Source organism: Stenotrophomonas sp. a6 (genome assembly GCF_030913325.1).
Taxonomy (GTDB): Bacteria; Pseudomonadota; Gammaproteobacteria; order Xanthomonadales; family Xanthomonadaceae; genus Stenotrophomonas; species Stenotrophomonas maltophilia.
Window position 1 is genome coordinate 1,187,217 of record NZ_CP133161.1, and the last position, 24,121, is coordinate 1,211,337.

General features: G+C 67.3%; 26 protein-coding genes. 15 read left to right on the top strand and 11 right to left on the bottom strand.

Features of this window, described 5'->3' with window-relative positions:
* Nucleotides 1–5 precede the first annotated feature (5 nt).
* Entirely contained in the window at nucleotides 6–1,223 is a 1,218-nt protein-coding gene (locus Q9Q79_RS05520; RefSeq protein ID WP_099474298.1) for a nucleoside permease, read from the bottom strand.
* Nucleotides 1,224–1,250: 27 nt separating this feature from the next.
* The gene (locus Q9Q79_RS05525; RefSeq protein WP_100437987.1) at nucleotides 1,251–2,303 is read right to left on the bottom strand and encodes a sugar phosphate isomerase/epimerase family protein; all 1,053 of its coding nucleotides are present in this window, start codon (nucleotides 2,301–2,303) and stop codon (nucleotides 1,251–1,253) included.
* A 95-nt stretch (nucleotides 2,304–2,398) separates the two neighbouring features.
* Between Q9Q79_RS05525 and Q9Q79_RS05530 the strand changes: the two genes are divergently transcribed.
* The 4 genes from Q9Q79_RS05530 (at nucleotide 2,399) to Q9Q79_RS05545 (ending at nucleotide 7,644) form a co-directional block, all read left to right on the top strand.
* A complete protein-coding gene (locus tag Q9Q79_RS05530; RefSeq protein WP_099529772.1) occupies nucleotides 2,399–3,406 on the top strand; it encodes a LacI family DNA-binding transcriptional regulator in 1,008 nt (335 codons plus the stop codon).
* Nucleotides 3,407–3,553: 147 nt separating this feature from the next.
* A complete protein-coding gene (locus tag Q9Q79_RS05535) occupies nucleotides 3,554–4,606 on the top strand; it encodes a sensor domain-containing diguanylate cyclase (RefSeq protein ID WP_201862462.1) in 1,053 nt (350 codons plus the stop codon).
* 107 nt (nucleotides 4,607–4,713) lie between these two features.
* Nucleotides 4,714–5,739: an AI-2E family transporter gene (locus Q9Q79_RS05540; protein ID WP_201862463.1), complete on the top strand. Its 1,026-nt coding sequence runs from the start codon at nucleotides 4,714–4,716 to the stop codon at nucleotides 5,737–5,739.
* Nucleotides 5,740–5,901: 162 nt separating this feature from the next.
* On the top strand, nucleotides 5,902–7,644 hold the full coding sequence (locus Q9Q79_RS05545) for a GGDEF domain-containing protein (RefSeq protein WP_044571215.1): 1,743 nt from the start codon (nucleotides 5,902–5,904) through the stop codon (nucleotides 7,642–7,644).
* Between the two features lie 9 nt (nucleotides 7,645–7,653).
* Here the strand turns inward: Q9Q79_RS05545 and Q9Q79_RS05550 are convergent, their stop codons facing one another.
* Complete coding sequence (locus Q9Q79_RS05550; RefSeq protein ID WP_024956981.1) at nucleotides 7,654–8,160, bottom strand: PaaI family thioesterase; 507 nt, start codon at nucleotides 8,158–8,160, stop codon at nucleotides 7,654–7,656.
* A 35-nt stretch (nucleotides 8,161–8,195) separates the two neighbouring features.
* Entirely contained in the window at nucleotides 8,196–8,630 is a 435-nt protein-coding gene (locus tag Q9Q79_RS05555; protein WP_024956982.1) for a hypothetical protein, read from the bottom strand.
* 284 nt (nucleotides 8,631–8,914) lie between these two features.
* Here Q9Q79_RS05555 and Q9Q79_RS05560 point away from each other — a divergent pair, with 284 nt between their 5' ends.
* Nucleotides 8,915–9,346, top strand: coding sequence for a pyridoxamine 5'-phosphate oxidase family protein (locus Q9Q79_RS05560; RefSeq protein WP_201862464.1), 432 nt, complete (start codon nucleotides 8,915–8,917; stop codon nucleotides 9,344–9,346).
* A 38-nt stretch (nucleotides 9,347–9,384) separates the two neighbouring features.
* Here Q9Q79_RS05560 and Q9Q79_RS05565 read toward each other — a convergent pair whose 3' ends face one another.
* Together Q9Q79_RS05565 and Q9Q79_RS05570 are read right to left on the bottom strand one after the other, a co-directional pair.
* The gene (locus Q9Q79_RS05565) at nucleotides 9,385–10,779 is read right to left on the bottom strand and encodes a DUF2867 domain-containing protein (RefSeq protein ID WP_005412574.1); all 1,395 of its coding nucleotides are present in this window, start codon (nucleotides 10,777–10,779) and stop codon (nucleotides 9,385–9,387) included.
* 24 nt (nucleotides 10,780–10,803) lie between these two features.
* Nucleotides 10,804–11,115 (bottom strand): metalloregulator ArsR/SmtB family transcription factor, encoded by a 312-nt coding sequence (locus Q9Q79_RS05570; RefSeq protein ID WP_005408491.1) that lies wholly within the window; start codon nucleotides 11,113–11,115, stop codon nucleotides 10,804–10,806.
* A gap of 129 nt (nucleotides 11,116–11,244) precedes the next feature.
* Here Q9Q79_RS05570 and Q9Q79_RS05575 point away from each other — a divergent pair, with 129 nt between their 5' ends.
* The 5 genes from Q9Q79_RS05575 to Q9Q79_RS05595 all read left to right on the top strand — a co-directional run bounded on the left by Q9Q79_RS05575 (nucleotide 11,245) and on the right by Q9Q79_RS05595 (nucleotide 15,555).
* On the top strand, nucleotides 11,245–11,826 hold the full coding sequence (locus Q9Q79_RS05575) for a hypothetical protein (RefSeq protein WP_005412577.1): 582 nt from the start codon (nucleotides 11,245–11,247) through the stop codon (nucleotides 11,824–11,826).
* A gap of 184 nt (nucleotides 11,827–12,010) precedes the next feature.
* Complete coding sequence (locus Q9Q79_RS05580; protein WP_005412578.1) at nucleotides 12,011–12,478, top strand: DUF2975 domain-containing protein; 468 nt, start codon at nucleotides 12,011–12,013, stop codon at nucleotides 12,476–12,478.
* On the top strand, nucleotides 12,478–12,702 hold the full coding sequence (locus tag Q9Q79_RS05585; RefSeq protein WP_005408494.1) for a helix-turn-helix transcriptional regulator: 225 nt from the start codon (nucleotides 12,478–12,480) through the stop codon (nucleotides 12,700–12,702). Before Q9Q79_RS05580 ends, Q9Q79_RS05585 begins: the two co-directional genes overlap by 1 nt.
* A gap of 43 nt (nucleotides 12,703–12,745) precedes the next feature.
* On the top strand, nucleotides 12,746–14,284 hold the full coding sequence (locus Q9Q79_RS05590; RefSeq protein WP_005408495.1) for a TerC family protein: 1,539 nt from the start codon (nucleotides 12,746–12,748) through the stop codon (nucleotides 14,282–14,284).
* 134 nt (nucleotides 14,285–14,418) lie between these two features.
* Complete coding sequence (locus tag Q9Q79_RS05595) at nucleotides 14,419–15,555, top strand: metallophosphoesterase (RefSeq protein ID WP_201862465.1); 1,137 nt, start codon at nucleotides 14,419–14,421, stop codon at nucleotides 15,553–15,555.
* 56 nt (nucleotides 15,556–15,611) lie between these two features.
* Here the strand turns inward: Q9Q79_RS05595 and Q9Q79_RS05600 are convergent, their stop codons facing one another.
* From Q9Q79_RS05600 to Q9Q79_RS05620, 5 genes are all read right to left on the bottom strand, one after another.
* A complete protein-coding gene (locus tag Q9Q79_RS05600; protein ID WP_043034153.1) occupies nucleotides 15,612–16,250 on the bottom strand; it encodes a ferric reductase-like transmembrane domain-containing protein in 639 nt (212 codons plus the stop codon).
* A gap of 83 nt (nucleotides 16,251–16,333) precedes the next feature.
* Nucleotides 16,334–17,068 carry a putative DNA-binding domain-containing protein gene (locus Q9Q79_RS05605; RefSeq protein WP_201862474.1) on the bottom strand — a complete coding sequence of 245 codons (735 nt, stop codon included), beginning with the start codon at nucleotides 17,066–17,068 and terminating at the stop codon, nucleotides 16,334–16,336.
* A complete protein-coding gene (locus Q9Q79_RS05610; RefSeq protein WP_076738858.1) occupies nucleotides 17,061–17,906 on the bottom strand; it encodes a DUF692 domain-containing protein in 846 nt (281 codons plus the stop codon). Before Q9Q79_RS05610 ends, Q9Q79_RS05605 begins: the two co-directional genes overlap by 8 nt.
* 56 nt (nucleotides 17,907–17,962) lie before the next feature.
* Nucleotides 17,963–18,439 carry an EF-hand domain-containing protein gene (locus Q9Q79_RS05615; protein ID WP_062606695.1) on the bottom strand — a complete coding sequence of 159 codons (477 nt, stop codon included), beginning with the start codon at nucleotides 18,437–18,439 and terminating at the stop codon, nucleotides 17,963–17,965.
* A gap of 95 nt (nucleotides 18,440–18,534) precedes the next feature.
* A complete protein-coding gene (locus Q9Q79_RS05620; RefSeq protein WP_201862476.1) occupies nucleotides 18,535–19,179 on the bottom strand; it encodes a DoxX family protein in 645 nt (214 codons plus the stop codon).
* A gap of 342 nt (nucleotides 19,180–19,521) precedes the next feature.
* On the opposite strand from Q9Q79_RS05620, the gene Q9Q79_RS05625 reads away from it, so the two are divergent.
* The 5 genes from Q9Q79_RS05625 to Q9Q79_RS05645 all read left to right on the top strand — a co-directional run bounded on the left by Q9Q79_RS05625 (nucleotide 19,522) and on the right by Q9Q79_RS05645 (nucleotide 24,112).
* A complete protein-coding gene (locus tag Q9Q79_RS05625; RefSeq protein ID WP_062606698.1) occupies nucleotides 19,522–20,316 on the top strand; it encodes an alpha/beta hydrolase in 795 nt (264 codons plus the stop codon).
* A gap of 3 nt (nucleotides 20,317–20,319) precedes the next feature.
* A complete protein-coding gene (locus tag Q9Q79_RS05630) occupies nucleotides 20,320–20,865 on the top strand; it encodes a redoxin domain-containing protein (protein WP_049460064.1) in 546 nt (181 codons plus the stop codon).
* A gap of 57 nt (nucleotides 20,866–20,922) precedes the next feature.
* On the top strand, nucleotides 20,923–21,663 hold the full coding sequence (locus tag Q9Q79_RS05635) for a response regulator (RefSeq protein WP_005408504.1): 741 nt from the start codon (nucleotides 20,923–20,925) through the stop codon (nucleotides 21,661–21,663).
* A complete protein-coding gene (locus Q9Q79_RS05640) occupies nucleotides 21,660–22,973 on the top strand; it encodes a HAMP domain-containing sensor histidine kinase (protein WP_201862478.1) in 1,314 nt (437 codons plus the stop codon). The genes Q9Q79_RS05635 and Q9Q79_RS05640 overlap by 4 nt, the downstream gene beginning before the upstream one ends.
* A 125-nt stretch (nucleotides 22,974–23,098) precedes the next feature.
* On the top strand, nucleotides 23,099–24,112 hold the full coding sequence (locus Q9Q79_RS05645) for a hypothetical protein (RefSeq protein WP_201862480.1): 1,014 nt from the start codon (nucleotides 23,099–23,101) through the stop codon (nucleotides 24,110–24,112).
* The last annotated feature ends 9 nt before the right edge of the window (nucleotides 24,113–24,121 follow it).

Consider the following 24,121-nt stretch of genomic DNA (forward strand, 5'->3'; position numbering starts at 1 on the left):
GATCCTCAGGGTGTGGAGGGCGCGGCCGTGACCGTCGGCCGGTCGCGGAACAGCAGCAGGAAGGCGATCAACACCACCAGTGCAACGCCGGCCGGGAACAGCCAGATCTGCTGCCAGTCGGGGCCGGCCTCGGTGGTGAAGTGCTCCACCACCGCGCCGGACAGGAAGGTGCCGATCAGCATTCCCACGCCGTAGGTAGCCAGGGTGATGAAGCCCTGCGCGCTGCTGCGCGCGGCGGGGCCGGCATGCGCATCGGTGTAGATCTGGCCGGTGACGAAGAAGAAGTCGTAGCAGATGCCGTGCAGCACGATGCCGATCACCAGCAGCGAGAAGCCGCTGCCCGCATCGCCGAAGGCGAACATGGCGTAGCGCACCACCCAGGCGGCCATGCCGACCGCCAGCATGGTCTTCACTCCCAGCCGCACGAACAGGAACGGCATGGCCAGCATCAGCAGCACTTCGGAGACCTGGCCCAGCGACTGCAGGCCTGCTGCACCCCGCACGCCCAGGTCGTTGAGATACGGATTGGTGAAGTTGTAGTAGAACGACAGCGGGATGCAGATGGCGATGGACGCCAGGAAAAACACCAGATAGGCACGCGATTTCAGCAGACGCAACGAATCCAGCCCCAGGATCTGCCCCAGCCCGGCATCGCGCTGCTGTGCCAGTGGCGGCGTGTGCGGCAGGGTGAATGCATACAGGCCCAGCACCAGCGATGCCAGCGCGGCCATGCGGAAGGTGAGTTCAAGCCGATGGGCCTGTTCCCAGCCCAGCCAGCCGATCAGCACACCGGCGACGATCCAGCCGATGCTGCCCGCCACCCGCACCAGCGGGAACTGTTTCTCGGGCGACTGCATGTGCCGCATCGCCACGCTGTTGGCCAGTGCCAATGTCGGCATGAACAGCAGCATGTAGCCCATCACGCAGGCCGAGAACACGCTGAAGCTGGTGGCGGTGGACGCCAGCCACATCAGCACCGCGCCGGCCAGGTGCAGCACCGCGAGGATGCGCTGCGCCGCGAAGTAGCGGTCGGCGATCAGGCCGACCAGGAACGGCGCAACGATCGCGCCGATGGACTGGCTGAGGAAGGCGGTGGCCACCTGGCTGGCGCTGGCCTGCAGCGGGCCCTGCACCAGGTAGGTTCCGAGGGTGACGAACCACGCCCCCCAGATGAAGAACTGCAGAAACATCATCGCGCCCAGGCGCGACATGGCGTGCGTCATGGCTTGCCCTCCCGGGGCGGTCTTGGCTCAGATTCCCAGCATGCGGTGCAGTGATGCGGCGTCCGTGCCACTGTCGGCAAAGTCGTCGAAGGCGCGTTCGGTCACGCGGATGATGTGGTCGCGGATGAAGGCGGCACCTTCGCGTGCGCCGTCCTCGGGGTGCTTCAGGCAGCACTCCCATTCCAGTACCGCCCAGCCGGGGAAGTCGTACTGGGCGAACTTCGAGAAGATCGGCTTGAAGTCGATCTGGCCATCACCGAGCGAACGGAAGCGGCCCGGACGCTCGATCCAGTCCTGGTAGCCGCCATACACGCCGCTGCTTGCGCTGGGGCGATACTCCGCGTCCTTGACGTGGAAGATGCCGATGCGCGCGTGGTAGCGGTCGATGAAACCCAGGTAGTCCATCTGCTGCAGCAGCAGGTGGCTGGGGTCGTACAGGATCTTGGCGCGGGGGTGATGATCCACCACATCGAGGAAGCGTTCGAAAGTCGCGCCATCGTGCAGGTCCTCACCCGGGTGGATCTCGAAGCAGAGATCCACGCCGCAGGCATCGAAGGCATCGAGGATCGGGCGCCAGCGGCGGCCGAGTTCGGCGAAGGCTTCTTCCACCAGTCCCGGTGGGCGCTGCGGCCAGGGATAGAAATAGGGCCAGGCCAATGCGCCGGAGAACGTGGCATGCGCGGTCAGCCCCAGCCGCTGGCTGGCTTTGGCGGCCAACAGAAGCTGCTCCACCGCCCAGGCCTGGCGGGCGGCGGGATCGCCACGCTTGTCCGCGGGTGCGAATCCGTCGAACAAGCTGTCGTAGGCCGGATGGACCGCGACCAGCTGCCCCTGCAGATGGGTGGACAGCTCGGTGATCTGCACGCCATGACCGGCCAGCATGCCGGCGACGTCGTCGCAGTACGCCTGGCTGCGTGCCGCCTCGGCCAGATCGAACAGGTGGGGCGCCGTGGTGGGGACTTGTACGCCAGAATAGCCCAGACCCGCGGCCCATCCGGCCAGCGTGTCCAGCCGATCAAAAGGAGCCGTGTCGCCGATGAACTGCGCCAGGAACAGCGCTGGACCCTTGAGCGTCTTCAACGTGATTCGCCCTCGATGCAATCGATTGCATTATCCTAGCAGGGGCTTACGCAGGACCTGTTGTGCAGTGCACAGCGGGCGGGAGAACTAACGCCATGGCCACCATCTACGACATCGCAAAGCACGTCGGCGTCTCCGCCGGCACCGTGTCGCGTGCACTTTCGCGGCCGGACAAAGTGCTGCCGGCCACGCGCACGCGCATCGAGCAGGCCGCCGCGGCGTTGGGCTACGTGCCCAACACGGTCGCCCGCACGCTCAAGACCCAGCGCAGCGGCAAGATCCTGGTCACGGTGCCGGATATCGCCAACCCGTTCTTCGCGCAGATCCTGCAGGGCGCGGAAGACGCCGCGCAGGCTGTCGGCTATGCGGTGCTGCTGGGCGATACGCAGGACCAACCCGACCGCGAGGAGCGCTACGCGCAGATGCTCCGGCGCAACGAGGCCGACGGCATGATCGTGCTTGGCCATCGCCTGCCACCGACGGCGTGCGAGATTGTCCAGCAGAGGGGGGCTGCCGCGCCGGTGGTCAACGGCTGCGAGTTCGATCCCGCGCTGGGCCTGCCCAGTGTTCACATCGACAATGCCGCCGCCGCACGCGCCGTCATGGAGCACTTGTACGCACTGGGCCATGAACGGATCGCCGTGGTCGGTGGGCCGCCGGACAATCCCCTGCACCAGCAGCGCCTGGAAGGGGTACGGGCGGCCGGCAAGGTGCGTGGCCGCCTGCGCCAGCTGAGCATCGTGCCCGGGGATTTTTCAGTGGAATCCGGCCATGCGGCTGCCATGGCGCTGCTGGACGGCACGTCCGCACCAACGGCGATCTTCTGCTTCAGCGACCAGATGGCGCTGGGCACCCTGGCGGCCTGCCGGGAGCTGGGCATCCGCGTGCCGGAAGACCTGTCCATCGTCGGCTTTGATGATCTGGCGTCTTCCCGCTACCTCACGCCGCCGCTGACGACCATCCGGCAGCCGATGCGGGAAATCGGCGCGCGCGCGGTCAACCTGCTGCTCGCCATCATCGAACAGGTGGATGTCCCGCTTCAACAGACGCTGGATTTCAGCCTGATGGTGCGGGGATCGACGGCTGCGCCCCGACGCGGGTGACCACGGGGTGGGGCCGCGGGAGCGTGGCAGCCGGCCCGCGCGATATCGTGCAACCTTGATCCCGAATTGACGCAAAGCTGTCAGACTCATCGCAGGCAGCCCGGCAAGGGCCGTAGCAGCAGGTGCGATCGCGCAAGGGGGGCGGCAATGCCATTCTTCACCGATTCGGCGGAAGGCGCGGTCGAAGGCATTGGCGCGGCACGTCGCATCGGCTGGATGCGTTTCGTCGGCAATGGACTGGGAGCGATCCCCATCGCCTCGATCATGCTTGAACGCCAGGATGGCGGGCTGGCGTGGGTCCTGCTGCTGCTCAACGCGCTGGCGTGGCCGGCACTGGCATTGCTGCTGACCCATCGCTCCCGCCAGCCGGCGGTCGTCCAGTTCCGCTGCATGGTGGCCGACTCCTTCTTCGGCGGTGGCTGGATCGCCTTCATGGCGTTGAGCGCGGTGCCCAGCGCACTGTTCGCCGCGCTGCTGGTGGCCGACAAGATCGCTGCCGGTGGCGTGCGCCTGGCGATGCGCGCCACGCTGGCCCTGCTGCTGGGCTTCGCACTCACCTGGTGGCTGCTCGGCTTCCCTTACCAGCCGGTCACCTCGCAGCGCACGATCGTGCTGAGTGTCCCGTTCCTGTTCGTGTATGGCATCGGCCTCAGCATTCTCAGCTGGCAGCTGGCGCGCCGGGTCAAATCGCAGAACCGTCAGCTGCAGCGGCTCAGCCGGATGGACCCGCTGGTCGAGCTGGCCAACCGTGGCTTCCTGATCCTGCGTGCGCAGCAGGCGCTGGACAAGGCACAAGGGCAGGGCAGCTTTGCCTGCCTGCTGATGCTCGATGTGGATGATTTCAAGCGCATCAATGACTCGCATGGCCACCGCGCCGGCGATGAGGTGCTGCGGCATATCGCGGCGACATTGCGCACCTTTGCCCGGCCCGGTGATACGCCCGCGCGGCTGGGGGGCGATGAGTTCGTGGTGCTGCTGCGCGACTGCGCGCCCGTCGATGCGATGCGCTTGGCCGAGCGGGTGCGCCTGCACCTGCTGGAGGCCGCGCGGCAGGCCGCGCCGGGCGTGGAGTTCAGCGTGAGTATCGGCATTGCCGCGACGCCGCGTGGCGGTAGTGTCGAGGACTGGTTGGCACTGGCCGACCGCGCGCTCTACCACGCCAAGCGGCAGGGCAAGAACACAGCCAGCTACGGCGAGTGAGTGCGGCACGGCTGCCGCCGAACGAGGCCGAAACGCCCGTTCATCCTGCACGCGGAATCGGCACGCCAATCCTCTACCATGGGCCACCCCGCCCGGACGCGCCGCCCATGCAAGACGCCCTCGTTGCCCAGCCCAAGCCCCCCGTTGCGAGGATCGCGGCCTGGCTGATGATGCTGTTGGGCATGTGGCTGGCGCTGAAGCTCGGCCTGGTGGTGACGCTGCTGTCGGGCCTGCTGGTGTTCCAGCTGACCCATGTGCTGGCGTCCACCGTGGAAGGCAAGCTGCCGCCGGGACGGGCGCGGGCGATCGCGGTGATCGTGCTGTCGGCGATCATCATCAGCGCGCTGGTGCTGGCCGGGATCGGTGTGGCGTCGTTCTTCCGCAACGAGACCGGTGGGCCGGACGCGCTGCTGGCACGGCTGATGGATATCCTCAATTCGTCGCGCCACCAGGTACCGGCGCTGCTGCAGCCGTATATCCCCGAGGACATGCCGGCGCTGCGTGCGGCGCTGAATGACTGGGCCGCCGAGCACCAGCGCCAGCTGGGCGTGGCCGGTACCTCGGTGGTGCAGGTGGGTGTACGCGTACTGATCGGCATGGTGCTGGGCGCGATGATCGCGCTGTATGACGAACTGCCGCTGCCGACGATGGGGCCGCTGGCGCAGGAGCTGATCGGGCGCACCAGCCGCCTGGCCACCGCGTTCCGCCAAGTGGTGTTCGCGCAGGTGAAGATCTCCCTGCTCAACATCCTTTTCACCGCCATCTTCCTGCTGGGCGTGCTGCCGTTGTTCGGCGTGCACCTGCCCCTTTCCAAGACGCTGGTGCTGATCACCTTCATCGCCGGCCTGCTGCCGGTGGTGGGCAACATCATCTCCAACACCATCATCAGCATCGTCGCGTTGTCGGTCTCGTTCTATGTGGCCGTGGCCGCGCTGTTGTACCTGATCGTGATCCACAAGCTGGAGTACTTCCTCAATGCGCGCATCGTCGGTGGCGAGATCCAGGCGCGTGCCTGGGAGCTGCTGCTGGCCATGCTGGTGATGGAGGCGGCGTTCGGCCTGCCGGGCCTGGTCGCCGCGCCGGTGTTCTATGCCTACGTGAAGCGCGAACTGGTCGACCAGCGCTGGATCTGACGCGGCTGGGCATGACGTATTTGTCCCGGTTCGAATGTCCGCGCGGCCTTGTCGGTGCGTTCGCGGTCGGCAGGGTATACCCACCGCCACGGTTGGCCCGCGAGTGGCTTGGCGCCTGTGTAGCCGGCCGTTACAGTGTTCGGTACTACAGGGGAAATGTGCATGGCCCGCAAGGCGTCGCCCATCGGACTGCGAACCTGGGTCTGGATCCTGGCTGGGCTGTTCGTAGTCTGTACGCTGCCGCTGATGGCCATCGCACTGGTGCAGGGCACGCTGCGCTTCACGGCCGCCGAGGACAACCTGGCCAGCCTGCGCCAGCTGCGGCAGACCTTCGACCTGGCCAACCTGGTGTCGGCCGAACGCGGCCCCGCCAACAGCCTGCTGGGGGCCGACCCGGCCGATGCGGCCGAGCAGGCACGGCTGGCCGCGCAGCTGGCGGCCGCGCGCAAGCGGGTCGACGCTGCCCTGCTGCAGCTGGACACCGTGTTCAAGGCTGATCCGGGAGTGGTCAACGAGCATGGGCTGCTGGCCGACGCGCAACGTCGCCTGCAATCGGCGCGGGCTGCGGTCGACCGGGTCGTGGCGCAACCCCATGACGCACGCCGCGTGGAGGAGGTGGAGCGTGCGATCAGTGGCATGTTCGCCGTGGTCGATCGCCTGCACCTGCTGACCTCGGCACAGATCAACGTGCTGGTCAGCGCCGACCGTGAAGCAGCGATTCCGGCGATGCAGGGCCAGGTGCTGATCGATCTTCGCGAGCATGGTGGCCGCCTGGCCTCGAATGTGATGGCGCCGGTGGCGGTGCCAGGGGCATGGCGGGAGGAACAGGTACGCGCTGCACTGCAGACCGAGGGTCGCCTGTTGGAGCTGTGGCGGTTGGCGGGCAGCCACGAGTCGGTGTTCCGCAGTGACCCGGAATTGTCATGGCACTGGGACATGGCGCGTCGGCAGTTCTTCGGCGAATCGCTGCCGATGATCGAGCAGTTGATCGAAGATGGCCGCCGAGGCCTGCCGCCGCCATGGACCGCCGCCGAATTCACCACGCGCTACGTGCCGACCCTGCAGTCGCTTGAGGCGCTGCGTGATGGCTACCTGAGCGTGTCCATCGCCCGCTTTGAACGCACCCGCAATCGCGAGGCCATGCGCCTGGCCGTGCTGGTGGCGACCGCGCTGGGCACACTGGTGGTGCTGGGCGTGGCATTGCGCATTGCCCACCGGCAGATCCTGCAGCCGTTGCTGCAGGCGCAGGCGCAGGTGATCCAGCTTGCCTCGGATGCACCTGGTCCGGAGCAGCATGTCACCCACCCGCTGGCCGAGATGCAGCGCTTGTTCGACGCCATCGAAGTACTGCGTGAGAAATCGCGCGAGCGCTCGGCACTGACCAGCGAGCTGCGCCAGCTCGCTGGCACCGACGAGCTGACCGGATTGTTGAACCGGCGCGCGCTGGATGAGGTGGTGCAGCAGAGACACGCGGGGGGCGATGCAAGCGCCGTGGTGATCCTGCTGGACGTGGATCGCTTCAAGGCGATCAACGATGGCCATGGCCATGATGCCGGCGACGAAGTGCTGGTGCGGGTGGCGCAGTTGTTGCGGCATCAGCTGCGCCGCAGCGACAGCATCGCCCGTTATGGCGGCGAGGAATTCCTGGTGCTGCTGGCCGACGGTGATCTGGCCGGTGGCCGCCAGCTGGCCGAGTCATTGCGATTGGCCCTGCAGCAGATGGACATCGCGCTGGCCGGCGGCACCGTGCTGCGGGTGACCGCCAGTTTCGGCGTGGCCGAGGGCGGCACCGACGCGCTGGGCTGGCGCACCCTGCTACGAGCCGCCGATGCGGCCATGTACCGGGCCAAGGCGCAGGGGCGTGATCGGGTACGGGTGGCGGGTGGCGGTCGCATCACGCGTTGAGGGCATGCGTCAGCCGATGCGTGCATGCACCCGCCGCAGCGTCCGCGCGATCATCCGGCGCGCGATCGGACGTGGTACCGATAATCCACGCCAGCGCAGCGCACCCACCCGGAAGGTGGCGGTGGCGGTGGCCAGTACGTTGCCTGCCGGGTCAGTCAGCCAGCCACGCGTGAAGGCGATGCTCCCCTTGCTGTGCTCGACTTCGCCCCAACCGATGATGCGCCCGGGTCGTGCCGGACTGACGAAACTGGTCTTGGATTCCACCGTGACCGCGATACGGTTGGCGGGCAGTGTGGCGTAGATCGCCGGCCCCATGCAGTCATCCAGCATCGCCGACAGGAAGCCTCCCTGCACGTTGCCCATCGGGTTGGTCAGCATCGGCCCGGCGTCGAACTCGACATGGATGCGGCGCAGTGCGTCGTCGTAGTCGACGAATCGCCAGCCGAGCAGGGTGCCCGCCTGGGAGGGCGGCAGATCACCGTTGACCACGCTGTAGAAGATCGATTCGGGATTCATGGGAGCCTCGATGGAGGGATAGGAGGGAGCACGCATCAGGACAGTGCCAACAGGGCCAGCACGAATCCGATGACCGACAGCAGCACCACCGCGGCGCCGGCGGGCACCGGTGTACGCGCACCGGTGCGTCGCCGCACGCCGGAAGCGACCAGTACCGGCGGCACGGTGGCGACCAGGCAGAACAACTGGAAGGCCAGCAGTTGCGGCAGCGCGAAGTGTCCGCCGAAGAAGATCAGCCAGGCCAGCATCACGCCGGCGCCGGCCAGTGCGATCCAACCGGCGCCGACCACGCGGATGAGTGCCATCAGCAGCAACTGCATGCGCGGTTCGACCTCCTTCCATGGCAGGCCCACGGCCTGGCCGTGGTAGGGCATGAAGTCCGAGCGTTTCAGGTAGGCCGCAGCAAACAGCGAGACAATGAAGAACGTCAACAGGTAGCAGCCGAACGCGAGCCAGGCGAACAGGTCCATGTGGGGGCCATGCGGTTGCGGAGGGGAGCCCCGGTGATGCCGGCGGCCATGCCGGATGCATCGCGAGGTTGCGCGATTCTCGGGCAATGCCCTGTTAGAGGCGTGTCGCGGCGTGGAGGACCGTTCCTCCATCCGCTGTTAACGCGGATGTGGTGGTGAGGAATGCGTCACACACGTGCCATGAGCCCTATCGCGTTTTCTGTGAAGAGGTCGCAACTGCCCATCCACGCTTCGGTCACCGCTCTGCGCAGACGCTGGGACTCCATCCGACGAGGGACGACGACATGACCCAGCTCACCCTGCCTGAACTGTCCAGGAAAATGGCCGGCATCGATTTCACGATGCTGCAGACCCGCGCCGGCGGAGAGATTGCCGGTCGTCCGATGAGCAACAACGGCGACGTGGACTATGACGGTGACAGCTGGTTTTTCACCACCGAAGACACCGACATGGTGCGCGAGATTGAAGCTGACCCCGCCGTCGCGTTGGGTTTTTCCGGCAGCAAGTCGCTGCTGGGCAAGCCACCGTTGTTCGTGCACGTGCAGGGAAGGGCAGCGCTGGTGCGCGACCGGGCCACGATGAGCCAGCACTGGGTGAAGGACCTGGAGCGATGGTTCGAACAGGGCGTGGATACACCGGGACTGGTGCTGATTCACGTGCGCGCCAGCCGCATCCACTACTGGGATGGCGAGGACGAGGGCGAAATCGTTATCTGAGCGGAACCGTGCAGGGCCCGGCGCATCGTGTTCCAGGGTCAGCAGTTCGCAGGGTGTGCTGCCGGATCCCCAACATTGGCCAGCTCCGGTGCCAAGGCGTGTTCCACCGCACGCCGCAGCAGTGCCGGCGCGACATAGTGCCGGTGCCCGGCGTCGATCAGTGCCATGTACATGCCGCCGAACGCATTGAAGGTCTGCACGCGAGAGCCCAGGCTGATCTCGACATGTCCATCGCTACGCCGCTGCACGCGCACGCTGCTGCGGAAACGCAGGTGCCGATCGTCGGCGCCGAGCAGGACCTCGGCGTCGTTGTCCTGCGTATCGATGTGCGAATCCAGCACCGGAAATCGACCAGCGAACAACCGGCTGCGATCGGTGGACAGCAGTGACGACACCGGGCATCCCAGCGGCGACGTGCGCAACCGCAACGGCGCCACCAGTCGGTTTCGCAGCGCCATCAGATGGCCTACGCCGCTGGGCGGATTGCGCAGGAAGCCGTCCAGTACATCGGCCAGCAGTGCCGACGCGGAGCGGTGGACCACCTGCGAGGGTTCCAGGCACAGGGTGGTCAGGTCCTGGTAGTGGCTGTGCGGCAGCGCTGTGGGCAGCAGGCCATCGGTGGCGGCGGGCCGCGAACGGATGGGATAGGCCGGTGTGGCACGTTCGACGAACCCGTGCAGCGGCCGCATGGGGATGCGGCGCAGCGGGCCGAGCAGGGCACGGGTACGCGCGCAGAGGTGTGCGCACAGGCTGGGAGGCGCCGCCTGCAGCGACAGTTGCAACAGCGGTGCCGCCGCAAGCGAAGTGCCCGAAGGCCAGTGCGATTCCGGAAGCACCTCGGTCAGGCTGGGGATATCGGCGGCATTGCGTTGCACCTGTGCACGCGCCTGCTCGCTCATCGCGCCGGCAAGTTCATTGCTGTGGCAGGACAACGCGAACAGCGCGGGATGTGCAGGATGGTTCGACGCGAACTGGTGCCAGGTGCCGCCGCCGAAGCGCACGGTAAACAGGCAGTCCGGTGGGATGCGGATGCGCCGAAGCGTGCGCGCGAAGGCACCGGGATCTGCTGCCAGCTGCGTGTCGGAGGCGGTGGCGAAACGCAGCTCGGCTCCCGCGCTGCCGGCGATGGCGGTGAACATGCGCGGGCCTGCATGGCGATGAAACGGATGGCCACCGGCACCGACGGTGAAGCTGTACAGCGAGGAGGCATCCCCGTGCTGCAGGTGCATGCCACCCAGTCGCGCCGAAGGTTCATCCAACGCATCGATGAACGCCGGGTGGTGGCGCTGACGCTGGCCGGCGTCACTCACCAGCGCGTCACCGGCACCGATGCCGAGCTGCGCGATCAGGGTGACTTCGGTCGGACTGCCGCCGTCCTGTGCCGGAAGCTGCACTGCTGGAAACGAACGGCGATCGCGGGTCGAACCAGGCATCGTCATGCTCCTTGGCGGGGCGGATCAGCGGGCGGGGGCCTTGCGACGGGCGCGGGCTTCACGCTTGAGCGGGCCGCCGACCGGGCAGACTTCGGCCGCCCACGAGAACAACGTGTTGGCCAAACGGTCGGGTACCTGCCTGAAGTACACGAACTGGCCGCGTTTCTCGCGTTCGATCAGTCCGGCTTCCTCCAGGATGCGCAGGTGGCTGGACAACGCCGGCTTGCTGAAGTCGAAGCGCTCGGCCAGCTCGCCCGCGCTGAGTTCGCCGGCACTGAGATAGGCCAGGATCTGCCGGCGGGCGGTGGAGGCAAGGGCTTCGAAGATGCGGTCCATGGCGAGCTAATTAACTAATTCGTTAACTGATACTCCTCCCGCCGGTGGCGGCTGTCAAGCCATGACCCATTGCGCGGCACGCCCGGGCTTTGCCATCCTCCCTGCTGTTTTCCGTAGCGTGGAATCCCGATGCGTCCTGCGTTCTGGCTGGCTTTGGCCCTGCTGCCCACCCTGGCGGCGGCGCAACCCGCGCGCACGCCCAAGGCCAAGGCTCCGGCGCAGGATCCCTTCAGCGAGTTGTTCGATACCGCCTGCATGCAGCACATCGGGGCCCCGGCGCGGTTGCAGTCGCTGATGGAATCGAATGGGCTGTCGCCGCTGCAGCCCGCCGAAGCCGCCACGCTGTTGCAGGGGCAATCGGGTGTGGCCTGGATGGTGCCCCTGGCCAGTGGCCGTTATGCGGTGAGCTGGGCTGACGATGGCACGTGCACGGTCTACGCCGAGAAGGCCGACGCGGCGGTCGTGCAGAAGGGATTCGCCCGGTTGGTGCAGGCCGCGCCGATGCCGTTGCAGGTGCGCTCGCTGCCGGGACGTGGGCCGCTGTCGGCCGATCAGGTGGCCATCCAGTACGGCTGGGCCACCCCGGGGCAGGGCAAGCTGCAGGTGCGCTTCCGCCTGGTCACGCGGCAGGCCGCCGATGCCGGCGTGCAGGCGATGGCCTCTGCGACGCCGGGTGAGGCAATGCTGGAGCGGGGCGCGCCCGGGCCCTGACAGGAGCCACGCCTGCGGTTCAGCCTTTCACGCAGCGTGTGATATATCGTTTATCGATAAATCCATCCCGGGGCGGCGCGTCCACCCCAACACCGGAGGCCGCTTGACCGCTCGTCCCGCCCGCGCCAGACCCGCGCGAGGCCTGTTTGCCCTGGCCCAGGCCGCCGTACAGGCCGTCCGGGCGATGTGCTGGCTGGGCATCCTGGCCGCACTGCTGGCGGTGCCGCTGGTCGCCCACGACCGTCGCTGGCTGCTCGACAGCGTGCATGACGCCGAGGCCGCTGCCGCGCACGGCAATGATCTGTTCCTGCACTTCTGCCTGGGCCTGGGCGCGATCATCGCGCTGCTGGTGCTGTGCCTGCTGTTCCTGCGCCATCTGCTGAGGCTGCTGAAGTCGGCGGCGCGCGAGCGGCCGTTCACCCACGCCAATGCACGGCGGCTGCAGCGCATGGCCTGGCTGATGCTGGCAATGGAACTGCTGTCGATCCTGATCGGTGCCTATTCGGCCTGGATGGGCCCGGATTTCACCTGGATGGAGGTCGGCGGTGGTATGTCGATCACTGGCCTGGTGGCCGTGCTGATGCTGTTCGTGCTGGCGCGCGTCTTCGCCGTGGGCGCAGCGATGCGCGACGACCTCGACGGTGTCATCTGATGGCGATCGTCATCACCCTGGACCGCATGCTGCAGGAACGCGGCATGACCCTGTCCGAGCTGGCCGGGCGCATCGACATCACCCTGGCCAATCTGTCGATCCTGAAGACCGGCAAGGCGCGCGCCATCCGCTTTTCCACCCTTGATGCGATCTGCCGCGAGCTGCAGTGCACGCCCGGCGACCTGCTCGGGCACGACCCGGCGCAGGCACAGGACGCTGACTGAGCGGTCGCTCTTTTCCCTTACCTACTGACGAAACGGACCTGAAATGGAATGGTTGGCTGACCCCTCGATCTGGATGGGCCTTGCAACCCTGGTCGTGCTGGAGATCGTTCTCGGCATCGACAACCTGGTGTTCATCGCGATCCTTGCCGACAAGCTACCGCCGCACCAGCGTGACCGCGCGCGGGTAATCGGCCTGGCGCTGGCCTTGCTGATGCGGCTGGTGCTGCTGGCGGCGTTGGCGTGGATCATGAAACTGACCGAGCCGCTGCTGACGCTGTTCGACCACAGCTTCTCCGGGCGTGACCTGATCCTGTTGGGCGGTGGCCTGTTCCTGCTGTTCAAGGGCACCATGGAGCTGCACGAACGGCTGGAAGGCCGCGAACACCACGAGGATGGCAAGAAGGTCTACGCCAGCTTCGCAATGGTGGTGGCACAGATCGTGGTGCTCGACGCGGTGTTCTCGCTGGACTCGGTGATCACCGCGGTGGGCATGGTCGACAACCTGGGCGTGATGTATGCCGCCGTGACCATCGCGATGGCGCTGATGCTGTTGGCCAGCAAGCCGCTGACGCGCTTCGTCAACAAGCATCCCACGGTGGTGGTGCTGTGCCTGGGCTTCCTGCTGATGATCGGTTTCAGCCTGGTGGCCGAGGGCCTGGGCTACAAGATTCCGAAGGGTTACCTGTACGCGGCGATTGCCTTCTCGATCCTGGTCGAGGCGTTCAACCAGTGGGTGCGTTTCAACCGTGAGCGCAACGAGCGCCGCCAGCCGTTCCGCCAGCGCACCGCCGACGCCGTGCTGCGCATGCTGGGCGCGCGCCCGGCCAATGGCCACGACGACGAAAACGCGGACGAACACGTCGATGCCGAAGAGCGCCTGCAGCCGGCGGAGCACGAGATGATCCGCAGCGTGCTGGGGCTGGCCGATCGCCCGGTGTCGAGCGTGATGACGGTGCGTGCCGACGTGCAGTGGATCGACCTGGCCCGTGGGCAGGAGGATGTGGTGGCACGCCTGGTGGCGTCGCCGCACACCCGCTTGCTGGTGGGTGATGGCGACCTGGACAGCCTGCGTGGCGTGGTGCAGAGCCGCGACCTGCTGGCCGACCTGCTGCAGGGCAGGCCGCTGCAGCTGGAAGGCAACCTGCGCGAGCCGCAGTACGTGCTGTCCAGTGCCAGCGCGCTGCAGGCGCTGGAACTGATCCGCCAGCACCCGGTGCCGTTGGCGGTGGCGGTGGACGAGTACGGCAGCGTGGAAGGCCTGGTGACCGCCAACGACCTGCTGGCGGCCATTGCCGGTGACCTGGTCGATACCCAGGACGAGCGCTATGGCGTGGTCGCGCAGGGCGAGGACCAATGGGAGGCCGACGGTGCCCTGACCCTGGACGACCTGCAGCGGCTGGCCGGCGTATCGCTGCCGCGCAGTGCCGACTACATGACCATCTCCGGCCTGGTGCTGGAGCGTCTGGGGCGCCTGCCGGACATCGGTGACGCGGTGGAGATTGCGGATGTTCGCATCACCGTACTGGCGATGGAGAAGCGTCGCATCGCCCGCCTGCGGGTGGAGCGCCTGGGGCATCCGTAGCGTCGAGCCATGCGCGATCGGGGTTCTGTAGCGTCGAGCCATGCTCGACGGCTTCCTGGGCAGCCGAGCATGGGCCCGGCTCTACACAACACGACCCGCAGCCGTCACCATGGCGGGCCCGATTTCTGTCATGGATGGTTGCAGTGCTGAGTACGATCGGTTTGTTGATGGGCCTGTATGTGGCCTGGCGCCTGTTCTGGCCACTGCGCATGCCCATCTGGATGAAGGTCGTGCTGTCGTTGCTGCTGGTGGGCGTGGCCGTGCAGCTGCGCATCGTCGCCACCTTCTGGGGCACGATGGCCTCGCCAGAGATCCCGAAGCTGGCCATCGCCACGCTGGCCACTGGTTCCACGGCGGTGTTGCTGTTGGCGTTGCTGATGCTGGCGCTGGATGTGGGCCTGCTCGCTTCCCGCCTGCTGCGCAGGCCCCGTGCTGTTTCGGCGCTGCGTACGCCGCTGCTGCGCCCGGCGGCGGCGCTGCTTGCGTTGTTGATCAGTGGCTATGGCATCAGCCAGGGCATGGCCGTGCCCCAGCCTCGGCAGATCGACGTGGCGATCAAGGATCTGCCTGCTGCGTTCGACGGCTATCGCGTGCTGCAGCTGACCGACATCCATGCCAGCCGCCTGCTGACCGGCGACTGGGTGCGCAGGGTTGTGGACGAGAGCAATGCGTTGAAGCCGGACCTGATCGTGATCACTGGTGATCTGATCGATGGCAGTGTCGAGGCCCGCCGTGACGACGCGCGTCCACTCGCGGACCTGCGGGCGCCGGACGGCGTCGTCGCCATCACCGGCAACCACGAGTACTACGCGCAGTACCAGGCGTGGATGCAGGCGTTCCGCGCGCTGCACATGCAGGTGCTGGAGAACAGCCACCTGCAGGTGCGGCGCGGCGATGCTGCGCTGACCATCGCCGGCGTCACCGATCCGGTGGCGGCACGCTATGGCCTGCCGCTGCCGGATCTGGAAACCGCGCTGGCCGGCGCCGATCCCTCTGCACCGGTGATCCTGCTCGATCACCGCCCGCGCAATGCGCGTGAAGCTGCCGCGCGCGGTGTGAAGCTGCAATTGTCCGGGCATACCCACGGCGGGCAGATCTTTGGTATGGACCAGCTGGTGAAACGAGCCAACGGCGGCTATGTCTCCGGCCGCTACGACGTGGACGGGATGACACTGTACGTGAGCAACGGTGCGGGCCTCTGGGCAGGTTTCCCGGCGCGCATCGGTGTGCCGTCGGAGATCACCCTGATCACGCTGCGCCGCGCGCCTTGACCTGAAGTGGGGGTCAGATCCCATTCCCGCAGGTAAAGGCATCTGGCCCCAGCCCCTCAGGCCGCCCGCAGCGGCGGCCGCACATGCGCACTTCGGCGCAGCGCCTGCGCCCGCTTGGCAATCCAGCGCACCACGAAGGCGGTGAACAGCAGCGCCGACGGCACCGCATACCAGAAGTTGCCCGGAACGCGCTTGAAGTACGAGTAGGTAAACACCGCCGCGATGATCCACATGCCGGTGACGTGCAGGCGACGCCAGGCGGTGGGTCCCATGCGCCGGGCGAGCCCCCGGTGCGAGGTGATGGCCAGCGCCAGGATGGCAATGTAGCCCACCGTGCCCGGGAGGTTGGCCAGCGCGGATCGTGCTGGCCAGAACGCCGGGTTGAGGACGCCGAAACTGGTGATCGCGACTGCATGCAACAGGTGCGAGAACGCGAAGGACAGGCCGATGATGCGCCGTTCGCGCAGCAGGAAGCGGGTGAACGGGCCTGGCAGAAGGCTGGCGAACGACGATGCCGTGAACGCTGCCAGGAACAGCAGGAACGATGTGCGCGCAGTGACCCGGATCGCGGCTCGGCTGCCTTCGGCTGCATCGGGATACAGGGCGAAGGCCGCCAGCGCGAAGGCGATCAGGACCACCGCTACGGCCACGAACAGGCGCCAGCCATGCAGGAAGGACGTGTTGGAAGGAGCCATGATGAGACCTCGAAGTAGGGGGACGGTAGTGCCGGCCGCTGGCCGGCCAAGGAACGGGTAGTGCCGGCCGCTGGCCGGCACCCTCAGAAAGCAGGCAATGCAACCAGCACGCCCGCCGCGCACAGCTCGCCCAGAACAGGCAAGCAGGCCATGCGCAATGCGTCCGCTGCCACGCCATGTGTTTCGGACAGCAGCTGCAGTGCTTCATCCACCGACGCGCTGTCGTCACCGAACACCGACAGCAGCGCGTAGGCCAGCGGTGACAGTTCCTCGGTCTGCAGGCTGAAATCGGCGAGGCGCTGGATCACCAGCAGCGTGGGAGCCGTGCTCAACACCGGCTCCAGCGCCCCGTCCTCATGTACTGGCCACTGGTAGCCAAGCACCCGCACCAATGGCGAAACCGCCAGCACATCATTGCCTACGGGAGCGCGCTGCAGCGGCCGCCCGCCGTCACGCGCTTCAATGTGCAGCGACTGCTGCGTGCTCTCGTAGTGCGCCAGTTCCGCTGCCCAGCCCGGCAGCGCCAGCGTGTCCTGCACCGCCAGCCAGGCCGCGAACTCGCCGGCGATCCGTGGGAACAACGGGGTGTGACAGATGTGGCTGGCATAGTAGTGCTCCACGATGTCGCGCCAGCGCGACGTGCCCAACTGTTGCTGCAGTCGCGGCAGGCTGCCCGCCAGCAGGGTGTCCAAGCTGTCGATGCACAGGCGGCGGTAGACCGCCATCCGCCGCGCCTCGATGCCATCGGGTGCGGTCTTTGCAGGGGCGCGCACATGATCGGCCCAGCGCCGTTGCAGGGTAGCCAGCGACTCAGCCATGGGCCACCTCGGGCCAACGTGCCTCGGCCTGCGCCTGGCGGATCTGACCGACCTCGGCCAGCAATTCGGCAAGCGGGGGGAAGTTGAAGTCGCGTTCGAGCAGCGTGGGGCGCACGCCCACCCGCGCATAGGCCTCGCGCAACAGTGCCCAGACCACGCCTTTCACCGGCGCACCATGGGTATCGATCTTGAAGCCATCGTCTTCATCGAAGTGGCCCGCTACGTGCAGCGAGGCGACGCGGTGGGCCGGCACGCGGGCCAGGAATTCGAAGGCGTCGTAGCCGTTGTTGCAGGCGTTGACGAAAACGTTGTTGACGTCCAGAAGCAGGTCGCAGTCGGCTTCGGCGAGCACGGCGTTGATGAAGTCGATCTCGCTCATGTCCGCGCCGGCAACGGCGTAGTAGGAGATGTTCTCCACGGCGATGCGTCGGCCCAGCATGTCCTGCACCTGGGCGATGCGACCGGCGACATGGTGAACGGCCTCGGCGGTGAACGGCAGCGGCAGCAGGTCGTAGACATGGCCGCCGGCGGCGCAGTAGCTCAGGTGTTCGCTGTACAGCTGCACCTGGTGCAGGTCGAGGAAGGCACGGGTCTGTGCCAGCAGGGTGCGGTCCAGCGGATCAGGACCTCCCAGCGACAGCGACAGGCCGTGGCAGGTCAGGGGATGGCGCTCGCTGAGCTGGCGCAGCGCGGCGCCGTGTGCACCGCCGACGCCGATCCAGTTGTCAGGGGAGACTTCGAGGAAGTCGATGGCACCGGCCGGCATGGCCAGCAGTTCGTCGATCAGCCCACGGCGCAGGCCAAGACCGGCGGCATGGGCGGGCAGGGGCAGGGACATGGTGGATGCTCCAGGGAGAGGGCGCCGCCTTGAAGGCGGCGCCGGGTGAACGTCGATCAATCGGCAACGCGGGAGAACAGGCCCTTCGGCATCGGCTTGCCGTTGGCGGTGTAGACGCTGCGCAGGTAGTCGTGCGCTTCCTGCTCGCTGATGTAACCGTCGTGGTCGGTGTCGATGCGGTCGAACTCGGCGGCGCGCTTGGCGGCCACAGCGTTGAACTCGGCACGCGAGACCTTGCCGTCGTGGTCGCGGTCAGTGCGGGCAAACGAGGCGTCGCCGCACTTGCCTTCGCCACACTGGCCCTCGGCCACCTTGGCCTTGCCGGCGGGCTTGCCGGTGGTGGCCTTGTTGGCCCCGCACTTGCCTTCACCGCACTTGCCTTCGGCGGTGGCGCTCATGGCCACCGCGCTGATCGCCAGCGGTTGGATCGCGGCGGCCTGGCCGGCCAGCAGCAGGCCACCGGCCAGGGCAATGCCGATGGCACCGATGCGCGGCAGGCGGGAGGAGGGGGTGTTCCTGGTCGAGATGGACATGGTGATGACTCCTTGGGAAAGCACGCGGGGCGTGCGGGATGGACGCCGCCGAGGAGGCGACGGAAAGCGAAAGGCGCGGGAACAGGGGATTCAGCTCAGGCGGCGTGGCGACGGCGCAGCAGATAGCCCAGCAGCAGCACGCCGCCGAGCAGGGCACCGCCGAAGCCGATGCCGGGCAGCAGCGCGGCAACCGGCAGCAGCAGGGCGATCAGGCTGACGCCCCAGCCCAGGCCGTCATTGCCGACAGCGGCATGCTGTGAGCCGGCCAACAGCCGGTCCACGCTGAGCGCGCCACCGCCGTTGAGGATCAGCGGCAGCAGCATGGCCAGGAACAGCAGCGGCAGCTTGAAGTTGCCGTAGCCCTGGTCGGTGATCGCATAGCCCTGCCAGAGCTCACCCAGGCCGTTCCATTGGTCGGGCCAGTGCACGGTGGCGATGGCAACGATGGTGAGGACCCAGAAGACGTAGGCCACCGAGCGCGTGGCCAGGCCGAGCAGCAGCATCACCGCGCCCACCAGTTCCAGCCAGGTCGCCAGCTGCCAGTTCAGCGATGCGGGCAGGGCGGACAACGGGAACGGGAAGCGGCCTTCCAGGTCGGCGAACCAGTTCTGGCCGCCCAGCTTCTCGCGGCCGGATTCAAAGAACTCCCAGGCCAGCAGGGTGCGCAGCGCCAATGGCGAGAGCCAGCGGCCGACGGCGTCCAAGCGGGGGGTATACACGGAAGAGGCGGTGCTGATCATGGTGGTGTCCTGCGGGCCAGTGGTCGATGGAGGCCATTCCAGGCGGCGCAGGTATCGGCAACGTGTGCCGTTGCCCGGGGTTTTGTCAGCGACTGTGGTCGCGGCCGGGGTTTCGTACAGTCAGATACAAAGACGATGCGTTGACGCACATCGGGGCGTTGCGCGCCCGCGTGCGGGGAGCGATATTCACCCGAAAGCGCCCAGCCAGGACCGGCGCGCGAATGTATCCCACTGTAGAAACCCGCCTGCGCCCTACAGTCCGGTACAACTCCGCGCAGCGGAGAAACAGCGGTGATACACCGGCAGGCGGAAATGGCCACTCCCAACACCGGAGTGCCACCCATGATCCGTACCTCGTTGCTTGCCGCTGCTCTCGCCCTTGCCGGCGCAGCCGCCCCCGCCTTCGCCAGCCAGGTCGATACCGCTGCACCGCCCACCGTCATCCTGGTGCACGGCGCCTTCGCCGATGGCTCCAGCTGGAGCAAGGTCATCAGTACCCTGCATGACTGGAAGCTGCCGGCGGTGGCCGTACAGAATCCGCTCACCTCGTTGGCCGACGACGTCGCCGCCACCCGTCGTGCGATTGCCGCTGCGCCTGGCAAGGTGGTGCTGGTCGGCCACAGCTGGGGTGGCACGGTCATCACCGAAGCGGGCAATGACCCGAAGGTGCAGGCGCTGGTGTACGTGGCGGCGTTCGCACCGGATGCAGGGCAATCTTCGGCGCAACAGGGCGAAGGTTTCCCGGTCGGTCCGGGTCTGGCCCGACTGCAGGAAAGGGACGGCTACCTGACCTTGCCGGCTGATGCCATCGCCCAGGACTTCGCGCCGGACGTGATGAAAAAATCGGCCGCACTGCTGTACAGCACGCAGGTCCCGTTGAAGGCCAGCGCGCTGGGCGAAGTAGTGAACATTGCGGCGTGGCGCAGCAAGCCGAGCTGGTACGTGCTCAGCCGTGACGATCGCATGCTGTCGCCGCAGCTGCAGGCCGCCACCGCAAAGCGCATTGGCGCGCAGCTGCAATCGATCGGCAGCAGCCATGTGTCGCTGCTTTCGCATCCGGCGCAGGTGGCCGACAGCATCCTGGAAGCGGCGGGGGTGAAGCCGGCGGAACTGCCGCTGGCCGAGCAGGGGGGCTGAGCGATGGCCGCACTGCGAGGGTACGCATTGCCGCTGTTGCTGGCCCTGCTGGGCGGAGCGGCGTTGTTGCTGGCATGGCCCGGCGCGGATGCCGGCGCGCAACCGCTCGATGCAGAACCGATGGCGGGGTTCGACGGTGGCGGGCCCTGGCACAACAGCCCACCGCTCACACTGAAGCAGTTGCGGGGGCAGGTGGTGCTGGTCGAGTTCTGGACCTACACCTGCCGCAACTGCCTCAACGTGGCGCCGCATGTCCACCAGTGGCATGCACGCTACGCGTCGCAGGGCCTGAGGGTGATCGGCGTGCATACGCCGGAGTTCGCCTATGAAGGGTTGCCCGGCAACGTGCGCAAGGCCATCGCACGGTTGGACATCACCTGGCCGGTGGTGCAGGACAACCAGTACCGGATCTGGAACGCCTGGCGCAACCGCTTCTGGCCCGCGCTGTACCTGCTCGACCGTCAGGGGCGGGTGGTCTACCGCCATTACGGCGAGGGCGACTACGCACGTACCGAAAGCGAGATCCAGCGCCTGCTGGCCAACCCCTGAGCCGCGCTACCATGGCCGCGCAGCGCGGCCCTGACCTCCGTCTTCATCGAGAACGCAATGAACCACGTACCGCATATTCTGGTCGTCGACGATGACAGCGAGATCCGCCAGATGCTGGCCGATTACCTGCAGCGCAACGGCCTGCGCGTGAGCCAGGCCGACGGTGGCCGGGCCATGCGCGCGCTGATGGATACCCATGCCGTGGATCTGGTGGTGCTGGACGTGATGATGCCGGGCGAGGACGGCCTGAGCCTGTGCCGCAACCTGCGCGCCGGCAAGCATCGTGCGGTGCCGGTGGTGCTGCTGACCGCCCGCGACGACGAGACCGACCGCATCATCGGCCTGGAAATGGGCGCTGATGACTATGTGACCAAGCCCTTCTCTTCGCGCGAACTGCTGGCACGCATCAATGCGGTGATCCGCCGCACGCAGATGCTGCCGCCGAATCTGCAGGTGAGCGAAGCAGGTCGCCAGCTGGCCTTCGGCGAGTGGCGCCTGGACACCACCGCACGCCATCTGCTGGATGCGCAGGACACCGCGCATCCGCTCAGTGGCGCCGAGTTCCGCCTGTTGCGCGTATTCCTCGATCACGCCAATCGGGTGCTCAGCCGTGACCAGCTGCTCAGCCTCACCCAGGGCCGCGATGCCGAACTGTTCGACCGCTCGATCGATCTGCTGGTCAGCCGCGTGCGGCAGCGCCTGGGTGACGACGCACGCGAGCCGACCTACATCAAGACCGTGCGCAGCGAAGGCTATGTGTTCAGCGTGCCGGTGCAGTTGCTGGGGCCGGACGAATGAACACCACCGCACACCGCCCACGCTGGCCGCGCACGCTGTCGGCGCGGCTGCTGCTGGTGCTGCTGGGCGGACTGACCCTGGCCCACGCACTGTCCTTCGGCCTGCTGTTCTTCGAACGCTACCAGTCCACCCGCAGCATGATGCTGCGCAACCTGGACGAAGACGTGGCCGTGAGTGTCGCGCTGCTGGAACACCTGCCCGCAGGCCAGCGCGCGGCCTGGGTGCCGCGGCTGGAGCGGCGCACCTACCGTTACCTGCTGCGCCCGGCTGCGGCTGGGCCGGGACTGCAGACCGATCGTGCACGCCAGGTCACCGCGATCATCGACGACAGCCTGCAGCGCCGCTATCCGTTGCAGGCGCGCCAGGTGGCTCGCCTGCCGGAGCGGTTCGAGGTGGAACTGCGCCTGCACGACGGCACCCCCTTGACCATCGAAGTCACCCCGTCGGGCCTGCCGCTGGCGCGCTGGCTGCCCGCCGTGTTGCTGGTGCAGCTGGCGCTGCTGCTGGTGTGCGCGTGGCTGGCGGTGCGCCTGGCCATGCGCCCGCTGCAGCAGCTGTCGCATGCGGTGGAGCATCTGCAGCCGGGCAAGGACGGGCCCGAACTGCCTGAAGATGGCCCGGCGGAAGTGGGCGGCGCGGCGGCCGCGCTCAACGCACTGCAGGCACGCATTCGTGGCCATGTCACTGAGCGTCTGCAGATCCTGGCCGCGATCTCGCATGACCTGCAGACCCCCATCACGCGCATGAAGCTTCGGGTGGAGACCCTGCCTGAAGACAGCACCCAGCAGCGGTTGCTGGACGACCTCGACCACCTGGGTCAACTGGTGCGTGAGGGCGTGGCCTATGCGCGCAGCAGCCACGTCGCCAGTGGCGCACCGGTGTCGATGGACCTGGGCGCGTTCCTGGCCAGTGTGGTCGGCGATTACGAGGACATGGGCAAGCCGGTCAGCGGTGGTGCGCCCGCTGGACTGGTCGTGCAGACCTGGCCGCAGCCGCTGCGCCGGGTGGTCGGCAATCTGGTCGACAACGCGTTGCGTTACGCGGGTGCCGCCGAGGTCGAGGCGGGCCGTGATGACGCCGGCAGAGTGTGGATCAGCATTTCCGACCGTGGCCCTGGCATTCCCGAGGACCAGCTGCAGGCAGTGCTGGCGCCGTTCCATCGGCTGGAAAGCTCGCGCAACCGCGATACCGGCGGCACTGGCCTGGGCCTGGCCATCGCGGTGCAGCTGGCACAGTCGCTGGGCGGCTCGCTGACGTTGCACAACCGCGAGGGCGGCGGCCTGCGGGCGGAACTGCAGCTGCCGGGGTAACGGGCGGGGTCGGATCCCTTTGCGGGAGCGAAGGGCGCTGACCCCGATGTGGGATCTGCGACGTTCCTGCACGGCTTCGGGATCGGCGATCATCTGCAGGGAGTGTGGAAACCAGGAAACACGCAATGCAGGGAACGCAGCATTCAATCCGGCGCCCGCGCCACGTCGCGCTGCTGGTCGGTCTACTCGCGCTGGCGGCCTGCCAGCGCACAACGGATGCGCCGACCGGGGCACCCGCAGCGGGCGCACCACTTGCCGCCCCGGCCACCGCAACAGAGCTCTCTCCGCTGCTCGATGCCCTGCCGACCTGCGCGCTGGACGGCTGGTACATCGATCAGCAGACCGCCCGCCCGGCCCACCCCTGGCTGGCCACGAATGCACCGAAGCCCTGCAAGGTGGACGAAGAGAACGAGATCGCCACGTTCTGCGTGCAGGGACAATGGAAGGGGCTGCCGGTGGAGGAAGTGATCCTGCCGACGATGACCTTCGTCTCGTTCCGTGGGGCCAGGATCGGCCTGCCGCTGGAGAAGGCACGTCCCATCGTCCGCCAGCGTTTCGGCCAGGAATTCCCGGGTGGTGTGGCTTACGAGGAGGGCCGCGAGCCGAAGCTGCTGGCCGACCCGGAGGATGCGCAGCGTTCGTGGCTGCTGTGCAGCATTCCGGAACCGGGAGACGACCTGGGCAGCCAGGCAGGCGTCAGCTACTCGGGCATGAACCTGCCCTACGACCACGACGGTTGCAGCTACCGCTACAGCCCGGTGGACTTCTGCGATGCGCGGCACCGCGGAGCCATCGAAGATGCGCTCCAGACCCGGAAACCCGATTTCAACAAGCACTACCTGCTGGTGCAGGTCGATGATCGACCCGAGTACTTCCAGCGCACGCTGGTGCTGGTCGATACCCGCACGGGCAGGGCGACGCCACTGCCGTTCGATGCCTTCACCGGGCCGGCGGGGAAGGGCGGTGATGCTACCGGCTACGGGACACTGGAAACGGGCGTGGACCAGCCGCAGTTCTGCCTCGATGGCGCGTTGCTGGTCTACCGCGTGTTCGAGGAGGGGCGCTTCTGCTTCGGCTTTGACGGCGAGCGTTTCACCGGCCATGAAACCCAGTACATGCAGGCAGCAGACAGCCGATGACCGGTATTT

What these genes read in the sequence shown, in the direction of transcription:
- Q9Q79_RS05580 (WP_005412578.1), top strand. Translation starts at nt 12,011, where the DNA reads ATGTGCTGGCTGGGCATCCTGGCCGCACTGCTGGCGGTGCCGCTGGTC.
- Q9Q79_RS05555 (WP_024956982.1), bottom strand. Translation starts at nt 8,630, where the DNA reads ATGGACCTGTTCGCCTGGCTCGCGTTCGGCTGCTACCTGTTGACGTTC.
- Q9Q79_RS05645 (WP_201862480.1), top strand. Translation starts at nt 23,099, where the DNA reads ATGCAGGGAACGCAGCATTCAATCCGGCGCCCGCGCCACGTCGCGCTG.
- Q9Q79_RS05615 (WP_062606695.1), bottom strand. Translation starts at nt 18,439, where the DNA reads ATGTCCATCTCGACCAGGAACACCCCCTCCTCCCGCCTGCCGCGCATC.
- Q9Q79_RS05605 (WP_201862474.1), bottom strand. Translation starts at nt 17,068, where the DNA reads ATGGCTGAGTCGCTGGCTACCCTGCAACGGCGCTGGGCCGATCATGTG.
- Q9Q79_RS05635 (WP_005408504.1), top strand. Translation starts at nt 20,923, where the DNA reads ATGAACCACGTACCGCATATTCTGGTCGTCGACGATGACAGCGAGATC.
- Q9Q79_RS05565 (WP_005412574.1), bottom strand. Translation starts at nt 10,779, where the DNA reads ATGCCTGGTTCGACCCGCGATCGCCGTTCGTTTCCAGCAGTGCAGCTT.
- Q9Q79_RS05620 (WP_201862476.1), bottom strand. Translation starts at nt 19,179, where the DNA reads ATGATCAGCACCGCCTCTTCCGTGTATACCCCCCGCTTGGACGCCGTC.
- Q9Q79_RS05550 (WP_024956981.1), bottom strand. Translation starts at nt 8,160, where the DNA reads ATGAATCCCGAATCGATCTTCTACAGCGTGGTCAACGGTGATCTGCCG.
- Q9Q79_RS05535 (WP_201862462.1), top strand. Translation starts at nt 3,554, where the DNA reads ATGCCATTCTTCACCGATTCGGCGGAAGGCGCGGTCGAAGGCATTGGC.
- Q9Q79_RS05600 (WP_043034153.1), bottom strand. Translation starts at nt 16,250, where the DNA reads ATGGCTCCTTCCAACACGTCCTTCCTGCATGGCTGGCGCCTGTTCGTG.
- Q9Q79_RS05540 (WP_201862463.1), top strand. Translation starts at nt 4,714, where the DNA reads ATGCAAGACGCCCTCGTTGCCCAGCCCAAGCCCCCCGTTGCGAGGATC.
- Q9Q79_RS05530 (WP_099529772.1), top strand. Translation starts at nt 2,399, where the DNA reads ATGGCCACCATCTACGACATCGCAAAGCACGTCGGCGTCTCCGCCGGC.
- Q9Q79_RS05625 (WP_062606698.1), top strand. Translation starts at nt 19,522, where the DNA reads ATGATCCGTACCTCGTTGCTTGCCGCTGCTCTCGCCCTTGCCGGCGCA.
- Q9Q79_RS05520 (WP_099474298.1), bottom strand. Translation starts at nt 1,223, where the DNA reads ATGACGCACGCCATGTCGCGCCTGGGCGCGATGATGTTTCTGCAGTTC.
- Q9Q79_RS05590 (WP_005408495.1), top strand. Translation starts at nt 12,746, where the DNA reads ATGGAATGGTTGGCTGACCCCTCGATCTGGATGGGCCTTGCAACCCTG.
- Q9Q79_RS05640 (WP_201862478.1), top strand. Translation starts at nt 21,660, where the DNA reads ATGAACACCACCGCACACCGCCCACGCTGGCCGCGCACGCTGTCGGCG.
- Q9Q79_RS05595 (WP_201862465.1), top strand. Translation starts at nt 14,419, where the DNA reads ATGGTTGCAGTGCTGAGTACGATCGGTTTGTTGATGGGCCTGTATGTG.
- Q9Q79_RS05585 (WP_005408494.1), top strand. Translation starts at nt 12,478, where the DNA reads ATGGCGATCGTCATCACCCTGGACCGCATGCTGCAGGAACGCGGCATG.
- Q9Q79_RS05570 (WP_005408491.1), bottom strand. Translation starts at nt 11,115, where the DNA reads ATGGACCGCATCTTCGAAGCCCTTGCCTCCACCGCCCGCCGGCAGATC.
- Q9Q79_RS05575 (WP_005412577.1), top strand. Translation starts at nt 11,245, where the DNA reads ATGCGTCCTGCGTTCTGGCTGGCTTTGGCCCTGCTGCCCACCCTGGCG.
- Q9Q79_RS05610 (WP_076738858.1), bottom strand. Translation starts at nt 17,906, where the DNA reads ATGTCCCTGCCCCTGCCCGCCCATGCCGCCGGTCTTGGCCTGCGCCGT.
- Q9Q79_RS05545 (WP_044571215.1), top strand. Translation starts at nt 5,902, where the DNA reads ATGGCCCGCAAGGCGTCGCCCATCGGACTGCGAACCTGGGTCTGGATC.
- Q9Q79_RS05560 (WP_201862464.1), top strand. Translation starts at nt 8,915, where the DNA reads ATGACCCAGCTCACCCTGCCTGAACTGTCCAGGAAAATGGCCGGCATC.
- Q9Q79_RS05630 (WP_049460064.1), top strand. Translation starts at nt 20,320, where the DNA reads ATGGCCGCACTGCGAGGGTACGCATTGCCGCTGTTGCTGGCCCTGCTG.